Origin of the sequence: Aestuariirhabdus haliotis, assembly GCF_023509475.1 — a bacterium.
GTDB classification, from domain to species: domain Bacteria; phylum Pseudomonadota; class Gammaproteobacteria; order Pseudomonadales; family Aestuariirhabdaceae; genus Aestuariirhabdus; species Aestuariirhabdus haliotis.
Map to the genome: position 1 here is coordinate 52,934 of NZ_JAKSDZ010000002.1, position 12,408 is coordinate 65,341.

11 protein-coding genes are annotated in these 12,408 nt (G+C 52.4%); 5 read left to right on the plus strand and 6 right to left on the minus strand.

What is annotated here, in order from left to right; translation table 11 throughout:
- Nucleotides 1–36: 36 nt before the first annotated feature.
- The gene (locus MIB40_RS02215; RefSeq protein ID WP_249690269.1) at nucleotides 37–1,722 is read right to left on the minus strand and encodes an AMP-binding protein; all 1,686 of its coding nucleotides are present in this window, start codon (nucleotides 1,720–1,722) and stop codon (nucleotides 37–39) included.
- A 288-nt stretch (nucleotides 1,723–2,010) separates the two neighbouring features.
- Here MIB40_RS02215 and MIB40_RS02220 point away from each other — a divergent pair, with 288 nt between their 5' ends.
- Complete coding sequence (locus MIB40_RS02220; RefSeq protein ID WP_249690271.1) at nucleotides 2,011–2,952, plus strand: alpha/beta hydrolase; 942 nt, start codon at nucleotides 2,011–2,013, stop codon at nucleotides 2,950–2,952.
- A gap of 39 nt (nucleotides 2,953–2,991) precedes the next feature.
- A complete protein-coding gene (locus tag MIB40_RS02225; RefSeq protein ID WP_249690273.1) occupies nucleotides 2,992–3,465 on the plus strand; it encodes a MaoC/PaaZ C-terminal domain-containing protein in 474 nt (157 codons plus the stop codon).
- Nucleotides 3,466–3,519: 54 nt separating this feature from the next.
- Here the strand turns inward: MIB40_RS02225 and rraA are convergent, their stop codons facing one another.
- The gene (rraA, locus tag MIB40_RS02230; RefSeq protein WP_249690274.1) at nucleotides 3,520–4,008 is read right to left on the minus strand and encodes a ribonuclease E activity regulator RraA; all 489 of its coding nucleotides are present in this window, start codon (nucleotides 4,006–4,008) and stop codon (nucleotides 3,520–3,522) included.
- A 74-nt stretch (nucleotides 4,009–4,082) separates the two neighbouring features.
- Nucleotides 4,083–6,455: a phosphoenolpyruvate synthase gene (gene ppsA, locus MIB40_RS02235; RefSeq protein WP_249690276.1), complete on the minus strand. Its 2,373-nt coding sequence runs from the start codon at nucleotides 6,453–6,455 to the stop codon at nucleotides 4,083–4,085.
- A 219-nt stretch (nucleotides 6,456–6,674) separates the two neighbouring features.
- Between ppsA and ppsR the strand changes: the two genes are divergently transcribed.
- The gene (gene ppsR / locus MIB40_RS02240; protein ID WP_249690278.1) at nucleotides 6,675–7,493 is read left to right on the plus strand and encodes a posphoenolpyruvate synthetase regulatory kinase/phosphorylase PpsR; all 819 of its coding nucleotides are present in this window, start codon (nucleotides 6,675–6,677) and stop codon (nucleotides 7,491–7,493) included.
- A gap of 11 nt (nucleotides 7,494–7,504) precedes the next feature.
- Here the strand turns inward: ppsR and rlmKL are convergent, their stop codons facing one another.
- Nucleotides 7,505–9,676, minus strand: coding sequence for a bifunctional 23S rRNA (guanine(2069)-N(7))-methyltransferase RlmK/23S rRNA (guanine(2445)-N(2))-methyltransferase RlmL (gene rlmKL, locus MIB40_RS02245; protein ID WP_249690281.1), 2,172 nt, complete (start codon nucleotides 9,674–9,676; stop codon nucleotides 7,505–7,507).
- Nucleotides 9,677–9,908: 232 nt separating this feature from the next.
- Between rlmKL and MIB40_RS02250 the strand changes: the two genes are divergently transcribed.
- Both MIB40_RS02250 and rmf read left to right on the plus strand, forming a co-directional pair.
- Nucleotides 9,909–10,196 (plus strand): hypothetical protein, encoded by a 288-nt coding sequence (locus tag MIB40_RS02250; protein ID WP_249690283.1) that lies wholly within the window; start codon nucleotides 9,909–9,911, stop codon nucleotides 10,194–10,196.
- A gap of 364 nt (nucleotides 10,197–10,560) precedes the next feature.
- Nucleotides 10,561–10,767: a ribosome modulation factor gene (rmf, locus tag MIB40_RS02255; protein WP_249690285.1), complete on the plus strand. Its 207-nt coding sequence runs from the start codon at nucleotides 10,561–10,563 to the stop codon at nucleotides 10,765–10,767.
- A 119-nt stretch (nucleotides 10,768–10,886) separates the two neighbouring features.
- Here rmf and MIB40_RS02260 read toward each other — a convergent pair whose 3' ends face one another.
- Entirely contained in the window at nucleotides 10,887–11,909 is a 1,023-nt protein-coding gene (locus MIB40_RS02260; protein ID WP_249690287.1) for a quinone-dependent dihydroorotate dehydrogenase, read from the minus strand.
- 260 nt (nucleotides 11,910–12,169) lie between these two features.
- Nucleotides 12,170–12,388: a DUF2835 domain-containing protein gene (locus MIB40_RS02265; RefSeq protein ID WP_249690289.1), complete on the minus strand. Its 219-nt coding sequence runs from the start codon at nucleotides 12,386–12,388 to the stop codon at nucleotides 12,170–12,172.
- Nucleotides 12,389–12,408 lie beyond the last annotated feature (20 nt).

A 12,408-nucleotide genomic window follows, 5' to 3' on the forward strand; every position in this document is an offset into this window, starting at 1 on the left:
AAAGCGGACCACCGACGATAATCGGTGATGCCAGGCTTAACTGGCGGCTTTGATTTTGCTCAGCTCCTCATCACGCAATTCGCGACGAAGAATCTTACCCACATTGGTGGTTGGCAGCTCATCGCGGAATTCAACCTGACGTGGCACTTTATAACCGGTCACGTTTTCACGGAAATAGGCAATGATAGCGTCTTTATCCAGCTGGGGATTGGTTGAGACCGCAAACACCTTGATCGCCTCACCGGTTTTGTCATCCGGTACACCAATAGCAGCACACTGGGTCACGTCGGGGTGCTTGGCCAATACATCTTCCAGCTCGTTCGGATAAACGTTGAAACCGGAAACGACAATCATATCCTTTTTGCGGTCAACGATCTTGACGTAACCATCTTCCTGAATGGTAGCGATATCACCGGTTTTTAACCAACCATCTTCTGTGATGGTTTCAGCCGTGGCTTCCGGACGCTGCCAGTAACCTTTCATTACCTGAGGACCACGCACGCAGAGCTCGCCAACGCCACCAAAAGCGACATCATTGCCCTCCTCATCAATCAGTTTCAATTCGGTGGAGGGTACCGGAATACCTATAGTACCCACCTGATTGGCTGTCTGAGGGTTGATGGTGGCAATGGGAGAGGTCTCCGTCATACCAAATCCTTCAAAAATTTCACAGCCAGTAACCTTATGCCAAGTGTCTGCTGTCGCCAGCTGCAAGGCCATGCCACCCGAGAAGGTCGCCTTGAGGGAAGAGAAATCAAGCTGGCGGAAATTGGCGTTATTGCACAAACCGACAAACAATGTGTTAAGGCCAACAAATATACTGAACTTGTAGTTATTGAGCTCTTTCACAAACGCGGGCAGATCCCGAGGATTGGTGATCAGCAGGTTGTGACCACCGGTGATCATCATCACCATGCAATGGAAGGTAAACGCGTAGATGTGGTACAAGGGCAACGGTGCAACCGCCAGCTCGCCATCTTCCATCTCACTGCCCATCAAGGCCTTGGCCTGCACCATATTGGACACGATGTTGCGATGAGTCAGCATGGCGCCCTTGGCCACGCCAGTTGTGCCACCGGTATACTGAAGTACGGCCACATCTTCAAAGTCAGTCGTCACGGGTGTAAACGTGACTTCGGCACCCTGCTTCATAACACGGGTAAAAGGCACGGCCTGTTTCAGGGAAAAGGCAGGAACCATTTTCTTGACGTGTTTGACGACAGTATTGACCAGGATACGTTTGAAGGTTGGCTGCATATCGCCAACCTCAGTAACTATCACATGCTTGATACCCGTTTTGGGAATCACCTCTTCCGCCAATGCCGCCATATTGGCCAGCACGACCAGAGCCTTGGCTCCGGAATCGTTGAACTGGTGCTCCATCTCACGCGCGGTATACAGGGGGTTGGTATTGACCACCACCATACCGGCACGCATAGCGCCAAATACCGCAATTGGAAACTGAATCAGGTTCGGCATCTGGACAGCGATACGATCGCCGGGCTTCAGCTCGGTGTGATTTTGCAGGTAAGCAGCAAAATTGCCACTGAGTTCGTATAACTCCTGGTAGCTGATGGTCTTGCCCATATTGGTGAAGGCAGGCTTGTCTGCATACTTTCGGCACGACTCATCGAGCACATCGATGATAGACCGGTAGGGATCTGTACTGATCTCCGGGGCAATCCCTTCAGGGTACTTATCCGTCCAGAAGTTTTGACTCATACTCCGCTCTCCTAACCAACTCGATCGTTATTGTTTTCGTGCTCTAATATTGGCTCCAGAGGCTTGCTGCTATCCGCATAAAACAGCAAAACGTTAGTACTGACTGGCCAATGGCACTTGAGATTTACCGGCCCGAAGGTTACCAGTTTTCAGCATCAGCTAATAGCCCAATTAGGCTCCTTTACAAGCAGGCCATGGTCAAATTCAACCATAAGGATGATTTTTTCAGCACGTTCGCGTAAAAAGCAGTCATAGGATTCACTCCATCTCCCCATCCAAGGACACTCCATGACCTGGCACGCAACCTCATTGAACGCCACCGATCAACACAGTATTCCAGTATTTTCATGGGACCCTCCGAGCAACCCCAAGGGAGTCATTCAAATCACCCATGGCATGGCCGAACACAGCCAGCGTTATGCGGCCTTGGCCGCAGAACTTCAGGGTGCCGGGTTTGTTGTCATCACTCATGACCACCGCGGCCATGGTCTGGCGGCTCAGCCTCAAGGGCATTTCTGCGACAGTGATGGCTGGGAACGGGTCTGCGATGATTTGAGACAGGTTCATCAATGGGCTCAACGGCAGTTCCCTGACTTGCCGTTGATTCTGCTGGGTCACAGCATGGGCTCCTATATCAGCCTGGGCTATCTGATGCGAAACCCGCTGCCCCTCGCTGGCTGTGTGCTTTCTGGCTCCAATTATGGCTCGCCTGCTCTTTACAGGCTGGCCAGGATGATTGCCCGTATCGAAAGGTGGCGCCTGGGGCCATCCGCCCCCAGCAAGGTGATGGACCGACTCGGATTCGGCGCTTTCAATCGGGCCTTTAAACCCAACCGGACGGAGTTTGACTGGCTATCGAGGGATCCGGATCAGGTGGATCGCTACATCGCTGACCCTCTGTGCGGTTTTCCCTGCAGTGCACAACTCTGGATCGACATGCTGGGAGGTCTACTGGAGATTACCGATCCCGCCCAACTGGCCAATGTACCCAACATTCCCTTGCATGTTATTGGAGGAAGTCGCGACCCGGTCAGCGCCCCCAACGGACTACCCGATCTATTCAAAGCCTTAAACAGCGATCAAAGAGACCGGGTGTCACTGAAACTCTATGAAGAGGCTCGTCATGAACTCCTCAACGAGTCTAACCGGGACGAAGTCATTAACGAACTGCTGCAATGGATTGGCACAACGCTGGAAGATTCAAAGCAAGCTTCAACGCCATCCACTTGATTACTGCAACCGCCGCTATCTGCCACAGGAGCCTATAACGTGAAGACGCTAACTAACTACACCTTTGAGGAACTGGAGATCGGCTCCAGCGCCACTTTCGAGCGCACCCTGGAAGAACGGGATCTGGTCCTCTTTGCCGCAGTTTCTGGCGATGTTAATCCCCTGCACCTGGATCCGGAGTTTGCCAGCACGACCCAGTTTGGGGAGCGAATTGCCCACGGCGCCTGGTCCGGCTCCCTGATTTCAGCCGCCCTTGCTAACGTTATGCCCGGACCGGGTACTGTCTATCTGGGACAAAATCTGAAATTTCAGCGTCCGGTCAAGCTCGGAGATCGCTTAACCGTTCAGCTTGAAGTGAAAGAAAAAAAGGAGCGGCGCCACCAGGTGACTTTCATAACCCAAGTGGTCAACCAGGACGGAAAAACCGTGGTCAGTGGCGAAGCCCAGGTCATGGCCCCAACGGAAAAAATGACACTCGAGGCACCCGTGCTGCCAGCGATTAGCATTGGCTAGCTTGCCTCTCGAGCCTGGTTGCCATATGAAGCAACCAGGCACACTCAAGCCCTGTTACTCCGGCATCGTCAAGGGTTCAGGCGAAACCACAATGCCGTTATTGTCGGCGTAGAGGTAGTCTCCCGGGCAGAAGGTCAAACCGGCGAAAGTGACCGGAATATCCACATCACCGATATCCCGCTTGTCGGTTTTCATGGGATGAACACCGAGCGCTTGCACACCAATATCCGTCTCCGCGATCACATCAACATCGCGAATGCAGCCATACATGATAATACCCTGCCAGCCGTTAGCAGCGGCTTTTTCCGCCAGCATGTCACCCAGGCAAGCCCGGCGCATAGAACCACCGGCATCTACGACCATCACCTTACCCTGACCATCGGTATCAACCAGCTGTTTGACCTTGGAATTGTCTTCGAAACATTTCACGGTAACGATCTGGCCACCAAAGGAGCGCTTACCGCCATAGTTGGTAAAAATAGGATCCGCAGCTTCAATCAATTCCGGGTAGGCATCGCACAAATCGGGGGTTACGTACTGCACTCTATATCTCCTAAAAAGTAATGGGGCTGCTGCCGTCTCGAGCGGTCACCCGCTCAAGACGGCGCGAAACCGACTCAAGCTAATTCTTTGTCCGCCAGATAGAACCAGGTTTCCATCACCGAATCCGGATTCAGGGATACCGTATCGATTCCCTGCTCCATCAACCACTTGGCCAGGTCGGGGTGATCCGAAGGACCCTGCCCGCAAATTCCAATGTATTTATCTGCTTTCTTGCAGGCAGCGATGGCATTGGCCAACAGGGCTTTTACGGCTTCGTTACGCTCATCAAACAGATGGGCGATGATGCCGGAATCCCGATCGAGGCCCAGAGTCAGCTGGGTCATATCATTGGAACCGATGGAGAAGCCATCGAAATATTCCAGGAATTGCTCGGCCAGTAAGGCGTTAGCGGGCAGCTCGCACATCATGATCAGGCGCAAGCCGTTCTCACCACGCTTCAGACCCTGCTCTTCCAGCAGTTCGACAACGCGTTTGGCCTCACCGACCGTGCGTACAAAGGGCACCATCAGTTCAACATTGGTTAACCCCATCTCGTCACGAACCCGTTTCATGGCACGACATTCGAGTGCGAAGCAATCGCGGAAGCTGTCAGAGATATAACGAGAAGCGCCGCGGAATCCGAGCATCGGATTTTCCTCTTCCGGCTCGTACAGGCGACCACCCACCAAATTAGCGTACTCATTGGATTTAAAGTCAGAGAGACGAACGATGACTTTCTTGGGCGCAAAGGCCGCGGCAATGGTCGAAACACCCTCTACCAGCTTTTCAACGTAGAATTCGACAGGGTCGGGGTATCCTGCAATTCGACTATCTACATTCGCTTTGATGTCGGCGGGCAACGCTTCGTAGTTGAGCAAAGCCTTGGGGTGCACGCCAATCATACGGTTGATAATGAATTCCAATCGCGCCAAACCGACCCCTTCATTGGGTATCGCCTGAAAATCAAAGGCGCGGTCCGGGTTGCCCACATTCATCATAATTTTGAAGGGCAACTCGGGCATCGAATCGACACTGTTTTTGCGTATATCAAAGGACAGTTGTCCCTCATAAATCAGACCAGTGTCACCCTCGGCACAGGACACCGTGACCGGTTGTCCATCAGACAGCTTGTCAGTCGCATCGCCGCAACCAACCACCGCCGGGATGCCCAGCTCTCGGGCGATAATAGCCGCATGGCAGGTACGCCCACCGCGATCGGTGACGATTGCTGAAGCGCGCTTCATGATCGGTTCCCAGTCAGGATCCGTCATATCAGTGACCAGAACATCTCCCGGCTGCACTCGGTCCATCTGGCTCAAATCATTGATAATCTTAACCGGACCACTGCCGATGCGCTGACCAATGCTACGTCCCTCGACCAGCACAGAGCCGCGCTCTTTTAGCAGATAACGCTCCATGGTGGCCGCATGGCTGCGACTTTTAACGGTTTCCGGACGCGCCTGAACAATATAGAGCTGACCATCATCGCCATCGCGAGCCCATTCCACATCCATTGGCCGGCCGTAATGACGTTCGATGATCAGAGCCTGGCGAGACAACTCTTCCACTTCGGCATCGGTGATGCAAAAACGCAGTCGATCGGCTTCATCAACATCGACGGTGTCAACGGAGCGCCCGGCACAGGCCTCAGCGCCATACACCATCTTGATCGCTTTGCTGCCCAGATTACGCCGTAAAATGGCTGGACGCTTCGCTTCCAATGTGGGTTTATGAACATAGAACTCATCCGGGTTAACGGCCCCCTGCACTACCGTCTCGCCCAAGCCGTAGGCGCCGGTAATAAAGACCACGTCCCGGAAACCCGATTCGGTATCAAGGGTAAAGAGTACGCCAGCCGCCCCGGTTTCACTGCGAACCATACGCTGAATACCCGCAGACAACGCCACCAATCGATGGTCGAAGCCCTGGTGAACGCGATAGGCAATCGCACGGTCATTGAACAGGGAGGCAAACACCTCCTTGACCGCGTGAATCACATTGTCGAAGCCGCGAATATTAAGGAAAGTTTCCTGCTGACCGGCAAAGGAGGCATCGGGCAGGTCTTCCGCGGTGGCCGAGGAGCGAACCGCTACGGCCAGGTTGTCATTCCCGTCTTGCAACGCGCTGAAAGCGGTTTGGATGGCCTGTTCCAGCTCGGGCTGAAACGGCTGGTCCATGATCCAACTGCGAATTTTGGCTCCGGCATCAGCCAGTGCATTTACGTCTTCAACATCCAGCTCGTCGAGCAGATCATGGATACGTTGGTTAAGCCCACTATTTTCGAGAAATTCACGGTAAGCATCTGCTGTCGTGGCAAAACCGCCGGGGACACTGACCCCCGCATTCGACAGGTTACTGATCATCTCTCCCAGAGAAGCATTCTTGCCACCGACGATTTCTACGTCGTTGGCACCAACAGTCTGCAAAGCTAGTACATAATCGGTCAAGGCGGGATCTCCCATGATGTGCAGATAGTGTGGTCACCACAGGTTACTGCGGGTAGTCGACCACTGCAGGCGCCTGAGTATACCTGATGATTCAGGAATTTCACCCCGCACAGCAGAGCGTCAAAAGAAATCTTCGCCAAGCGACCTTAACCTTTGTAGATGCTGCCCATTTTACCTACCATGACGCTCTTGAATGTATCAGGCTTACTGAGGTAGCAAATGAAACGACATGTGTATTTTATCTCCGACGGCACTGGCATCACGGCGGAGTCATTTGGTCAAAGTCTGCTCGCCCAGTTTGATCACGTAGAGTTTGATCGCGAAACCCTGCCTTACATAGACACACCAGAAAAAGCCACCGCCGTGGTTGAACAGATCAATGAGAGCGCGGCGCAGCAAGATATAACCCCTCTTGTTTTCAGCACGATCATCGACGAAAAGATCAGTGAAATTGTCTCCAAGGCCAACGCGCGTCATCAGGACATCTTTGCTACCTTCCTTGGACCGCTGGAAAAAGAGCTACAGATCCATTCTTCCCACGCCATCGGAAAGAAGCGGAAGATTGATGCCAATACCCAGTACTCGAAACGGATGGATGCCGTCCACTTTGCCCTGGATAACGATGACGGCGCCAGAACCCGTCACTATGACAAGGCAGATATCATATTGATCGGGGTTTCCCGTTGCGGTAAAACCCCGACCTGCCTCTACCTGGCCCTGCAATTTGGCATTCGAGCGGCCAACTACCCCATCACAGAAGAGGACATGGAAGACTTCAAATTGCCCTCCGCCCTGTTACCCTTTCGCGACAAGCTGTTCGGTCTGACAATTGAACCCGAGCGACTCATTGCTATCCGCAGCGAACGACGCCCCAATAGCCGCTATTCATCACCGCGCCAATGCCAGCTGGAGGTGGCCGAGGTGGAAAGGCTGCTCAACAAGGAACGTATTTCCTGCATCAACACGACCCACTTCTCGGTCGAAGAGATATCGACCCGCATCATTGCAGAAGCCGGTATTACCCGGCGCCTGAAGTAGCCAACAGTCGACTAGCGGTGAGTTATTTTCCAGCAGCGATGAATTTTTGCATTCCGGGTAAAATCCGGATCCAGAGTTTGCGGACTGATCTCTTCCACTGCATAACGCTGCTCTAGCTCGGCATCGAGCTGGAAGCGGCGAAAGTTATTGGAAAAGTAGAGCACCCCATCGGCAGACAGGGAATTCATGGCCAGGTCCAGCAACTCGACATGGTCACGCTGCACATCAAACACGCCTTCCATCCGCTTGGAGTTGGAAAATGTGGGCGGGTCGATAAACATCAGGTCGTAGGTGGCTTTGTTGTTTCGCATCCATTCCATGCAATCAGCCCGAACCAGCTCATGATTATCGCTGAAGCCATTGAGTGAAAGGTTTTTTCGTGCCCAATCCAGGTAAGTAGTCGACAGATCAACACTGGTTGATTGCACCGCTCCGCCGCGAGCGGCATGCACGGTTACCGCACCGGTGTAACAAAACAGATTCAGAAACCGTTTCCCCTGCGCTTCCTCGGCAATGCGCCGGCGGATAGGCCGGTGATCAAGGAATAGGCCGGTATCCAGATAATCGGTGAGATTAACCAGCAGCCGGCAATCGTATTCGCTCACTTCCAGTTGCTGACCCTGACGATCACGGCGCTGGTATTGCTCGCTACCACTTTGCCGCTTGCGCTCTTTCAGCACCACTTTGGCCGGATCAATTTCCAGCGCCTCGGGAATGGCCGAGAGCAAATCACGTAAGCGCTGGGTAGCTTTTTCAGGGTCAATCGATTTCGGCGCCTGGTACTCCTGCACACAAACCCAATCACCATAGATGTCGATGGCGGCGGAGAACTCGGGCATATCCGCATCGTACACACGATAACAATCCAGTTGTTCACGGCGCACCCACTTACCGAGTTGACGACGATTCTTGCGTAAACGATTGGCCACCATTTGAGCATTATCATTAAGCTTCGCCGCTGGCGCAGGTTTGCCCTCAGAGGATCTTTCCTCCCCCCCCACAAACCATTGACTATCGATATCAAACATCAATAAGCGAGTCGGCAACGCGCCATTGAAATACTTGTACTGCTTTCTCGCTCGTATGCCCATCCGCTTGCCCAGCTCAGGATTACCGGTAAGCAGCGCGCCCTGCCATCCAACAAACTGCTCGCGCATGATGCGACCTAAATACTGGTACAGGTATAACAGGCTGGCCTCATCCCCAAGGCGCTCCCCGTAAGGAGGATTGGTCACCAGCAAGCCCTGCTCACTAGCCCCAGAGGGACGTTTCAGACTCGCCAGCTCGGCACGCTCTAATGTCACTAGCTGTTCAACGCCAGCACGCTGCAAATTGTTACCCGCTCGCTGTAAAACAGCGACATCGGCCTCAAATCCTGAAATCAGGATATTTCGAGCCTTACATTCCTCTATACCCCTGGTTCGACGATCTACAGCCTCTTTCAATAAACGTTTCCACAGCGCCGACACATGACCCTGCCAGCCATGAAAACCAAAGCGTTCGCGGGCCAGCCCCGGTGCCGTATCGGTAGCGATCAGGGCAGCTTCGATCAACAGAGTCGCAGAACCGCACATGGGGTCGACCAAACTGGCACCCCGGTTTGACAGATCCGGCCAGCCCGCTCGGTACAAAACCGCAGCCGCAAGGTTCTCCTTTAAGGGAGCAACTCCGGCCTCTTTACGGTAACCCCGCTGGTGCAAACTGTGCCCTGACAGGTCTATCGACAGGGTTCCCTGCCCCTTTGAGAGCAACAAATTGATTCTAATGTCCGGTTTTTTTCGATCGACGGTTGGACGTTCGCCGGTTTGATCTCGCACTCGATCAACAATTGCATCCTTGGCTTTCAATGCGCCGAAGTGGCTGTTATTGATGCCTTTGGCTTCCCCTTTACAGTCAATACGAAGCGAACCGGTGGGTGCCAAATGCTCTAACCAGTCAACCGACTGGACTCCCCGGTATAGGTCATCCCCGCTATCGACCGGAAAGCGAGCCAGGCGCAGTAGAATTCGGTTGGCCAGACGCGACCATAAACAGCAGCGGTATGCCACTTCGACATCGCCTTGAAAAGAGACACCGGCTACCGTCTCTTTCAGCGCCTGAGCCCCGAATGACTCCAGTTCCAGCATCAGTTGCGCTTCCAAGCCTTTAGGGCACGAAGCAAATAGGTCCAGAACTTGTTTCATTGGGGCTACCTGTAGAAAAGGGCGCATGATAAACCAGAGTCGCCGTGGGGGCGACAACGAAATACTGACATCAAACAGAGCGAATTACGTCACAATTCCGATACAAAAGTTAACAGTACGGTTTGGCGGTTTCATTACTGAGACTTTCAGCGCATTTTTTGATCAATATTTGGCTACTATAGTCCCAAGTTAAACGCACACCGCACCACCAGACGAAAGGGAGACGGTATTTATGAACAAAGTATCGCTCAGTATTACCCTGACAACGCTTTTGCTTACCTCCACTCAGCTTAACGCCGACACTCTGGATCTTAGCATTCCGTCAACACTCAATATGTCCACAATGCCCGAGATGCACAGCGTCCGAGACCTGTCGAAGCCCCTGACTAATGGGATCGATCTCAATGAAAGTACCGGTGTCAGTATCGAGTACACTGCTATCGATAGCGATTACGATGTACAGGACCAACTCCTCGGGGATATCAAGCAACTGCGATTAAAGCTCGTATCTACCTTTTAATTTCAACAAGTTAGAAGGCTTTTATATCCAAGCACTCTAACTTATGAATTCACCTTTGAATAAGATCTTTACAATTTATTCTTAATCGATTCTCGACAAGGCACAACGCTTTGCGATAGAAAGGTATTGCAGCCTTTAACACATAAAGGTTACAGCAAACCATCGAACTAAGGAGGCGATGGGCGCATCCAGCGACATTTAGTACTTCTTTCCCTTCCCCCATTCTGGATGCCTGATTTTCTGTGTTGTAAAAAGCCCTCCCCTGGAGGCATACCGGTATTGTTTGTCGTTGCTTTGTAGATACCTATAACAATACCCGGCGTTGAAGCAGTTCTTACATTCATAAGCTGAGGCCCAAACAACCATGAAAAGACAGAAAAGAGATAAAACGGAACGTGCATTTGTAAAAGGATACAACACCGGTGTGACCGGAAAATCCAGAGACCAGTGTCCTCATGACGCGCTGGAAATGCGACAAGCCTGGTTAACGGGTTGGCGGGAAGGCCGCTCTGATAACTGGGATGGCTTAACCGGCGTCTCTGGCGTACACCGGGTAGCGGATTTGCACTAACTCCAGGCTCTTTCGTCAAGAATCATAAAAAAGGGGCCCCTAAGGGCTCCTTTTTCGTACCTGGGGTATTTGCTTTCTTTGGTACGACCTTTGTTACAGCAGAGTTTCAAGCCGTACTCTTAACCCAGCTCTGCCGCTACAGCCTCTGATGCTTCCGCGATCAGGTCCGGACCTCGATAGATAAAGCCCGAATATATTTGCACCAGACTGGCACCCGCGGCAATCTTCTCGGCAGCAGAAACCGCATCACTGATCCCCCCGACCCCGATAATAGGTAATTTGCCAGAGAGTTCAGACGCCAATAAACGGATGGTTTCAGTCGAGCGTTCCCTGACGGGATCACCACTTAGCCCTCCGGCTTCATCGGCATGCTCAAGCCCTTCAACCAGTGTGCGATCAAGGGTGGTATTGGTAGCAATAACACCATCCATCTCCTGTTCAAGAAGCACATTAGCCAAAGCGCGCAACTCTTCCTCTTCCATATCAGGGGCAATCTTGATCGCTATCGGCACATAACGCCCTGTCGCCTGGTGCTGTCTGTGCTGAGCCTCTTTAAGCCGCTCAAGAAGCTCACGAAAAACGTCACCATGCTGCAAGCTTCTCAGGCCTGGGGTATTAGGCGAGGAGATATTAGCCGCAATGTAATCGGCATGCGGGTAGACCTTGTCAAAACAGGTGAGATAATCGTTACTGGCTTCTTCCACCGGAGTATCAAAGTTCTTCCCGATATTGATACCGATAACCCCCTGATAACGGGCTCGCTGGACATTAGCCACCAGATGATCGACACCTTTGTTATTAAAACCCATACGGTTAATGATGCCCTGCTTCTCCGGCAAGCGGAACATACGAGGCTTCGGGTTACCGGGCTGAGGCCTGGGCGTTACGGTTCCCAACTCCAGAAAACCAAAACCCAGCGCACCAAGACCGTCAATGCAGTCACCATTTTTATCGAGCCCGGCGGCCAGGCCAACGGGATTCTGAAAATCTATTCCCATCACCTTGCACGGCCGGGGCGATACTTTACCGCCTAGCAAACCGCTCAGGCCAAGTCGGTTTGCCGCACCCATAACATCCAGCCCCAATTCATGAGCTACTTCGGGATCAAAAGAGAAAAGAAGTCGACGAGCAATAGAGTACATGACCATTCCTACTGTTAGGTAACGGCGCAATTATACTCAGCTCACCCAAAAAGGGCAGCCAATCTAGGATTCCTATTACCAAGTCGAGCGAACCCTGGCTTTCTTTGTGTTGAAGCAAGCACCCAGATCTGGAGACGGGCGCGATCTTCCTGGACAAAAACCAGTATCAGGCACCGTTAAGCCCTGACCGCGTTAAAAAATGGTCTGGCAGGCTTTTGATTGCTGCTCTGCATTGTCACCGAGGCGATATAAACGGCTTGCTAGACACGAGATATCCGTTGAAACCGACCTTCATCGTCAAACTCGATACAGAAGCAACCTTCAATACCGTTACGCGTCACAAACGGTCGCAGGATCTCACTGGGAAAGCGGATCAATCGACCATCCTGGGAACGGGCCTGCACATTGCGAACCGAGCCGGAATAATGAGCCAGGTATTGCTGCGCCGAAATCGAAATATCTACCCTAATACTTTGCATTGCCTTTATACGTACTGCCT

Bases quoted from the DNA above. Each gene is read 5' to 3' on its own strand.
- MIB40_RS02265 (WP_249690289.1), bottom strand. From the start codon at position 12,388: ATGCAAAGTATTAGGGTAGATATTTCGATTTCGGCGCAGCAATACCTG.
- MIB40_RS02215 (WP_249690269.1), bottom strand. From the start codon at position 1,722: ATGAGTCAAAACTTCTGGACGGATAAGTACCCTGAAGGGATTGCCCCG.
- MIB40_RS02250 (WP_249690283.1), top strand. From the start codon at position 9,909: ATGAACAAAGTATCGCTCAGTATTACCCTGACAACGCTTTTGCTTACC.
- rlmKL (WP_249690281.1), bottom strand. From the start codon at position 9,676: ATGAAACAAGTTCTGGACCTATTTGCTTCGTGCCCTAAAGGCTTGGAA.
- MIB40_RS02220 (WP_249690271.1), top strand. From the start codon at position 2,011: ATGACCTGGCACGCAACCTCATTGAACGCCACCGATCAACACAGTATT.
- ppsR (WP_249690278.1), top strand. From the start codon at position 6,675: ATGAAACGACATGTGTATTTTATCTCCGACGGCACTGGCATCACGGCG.
- MIB40_RS02260 (WP_249690287.1), bottom strand. From the start codon at position 11,909: ATGTACTCTATTGCTCGTCGACTTCTTTTCTCTTTTGATCCCGAAGTA.
- rmf (WP_249690285.1), top strand. From the start codon at position 10,561: ATGAAAAGACAGAAAAGAGATAAAACGGAACGTGCATTTGTAAAAGGA.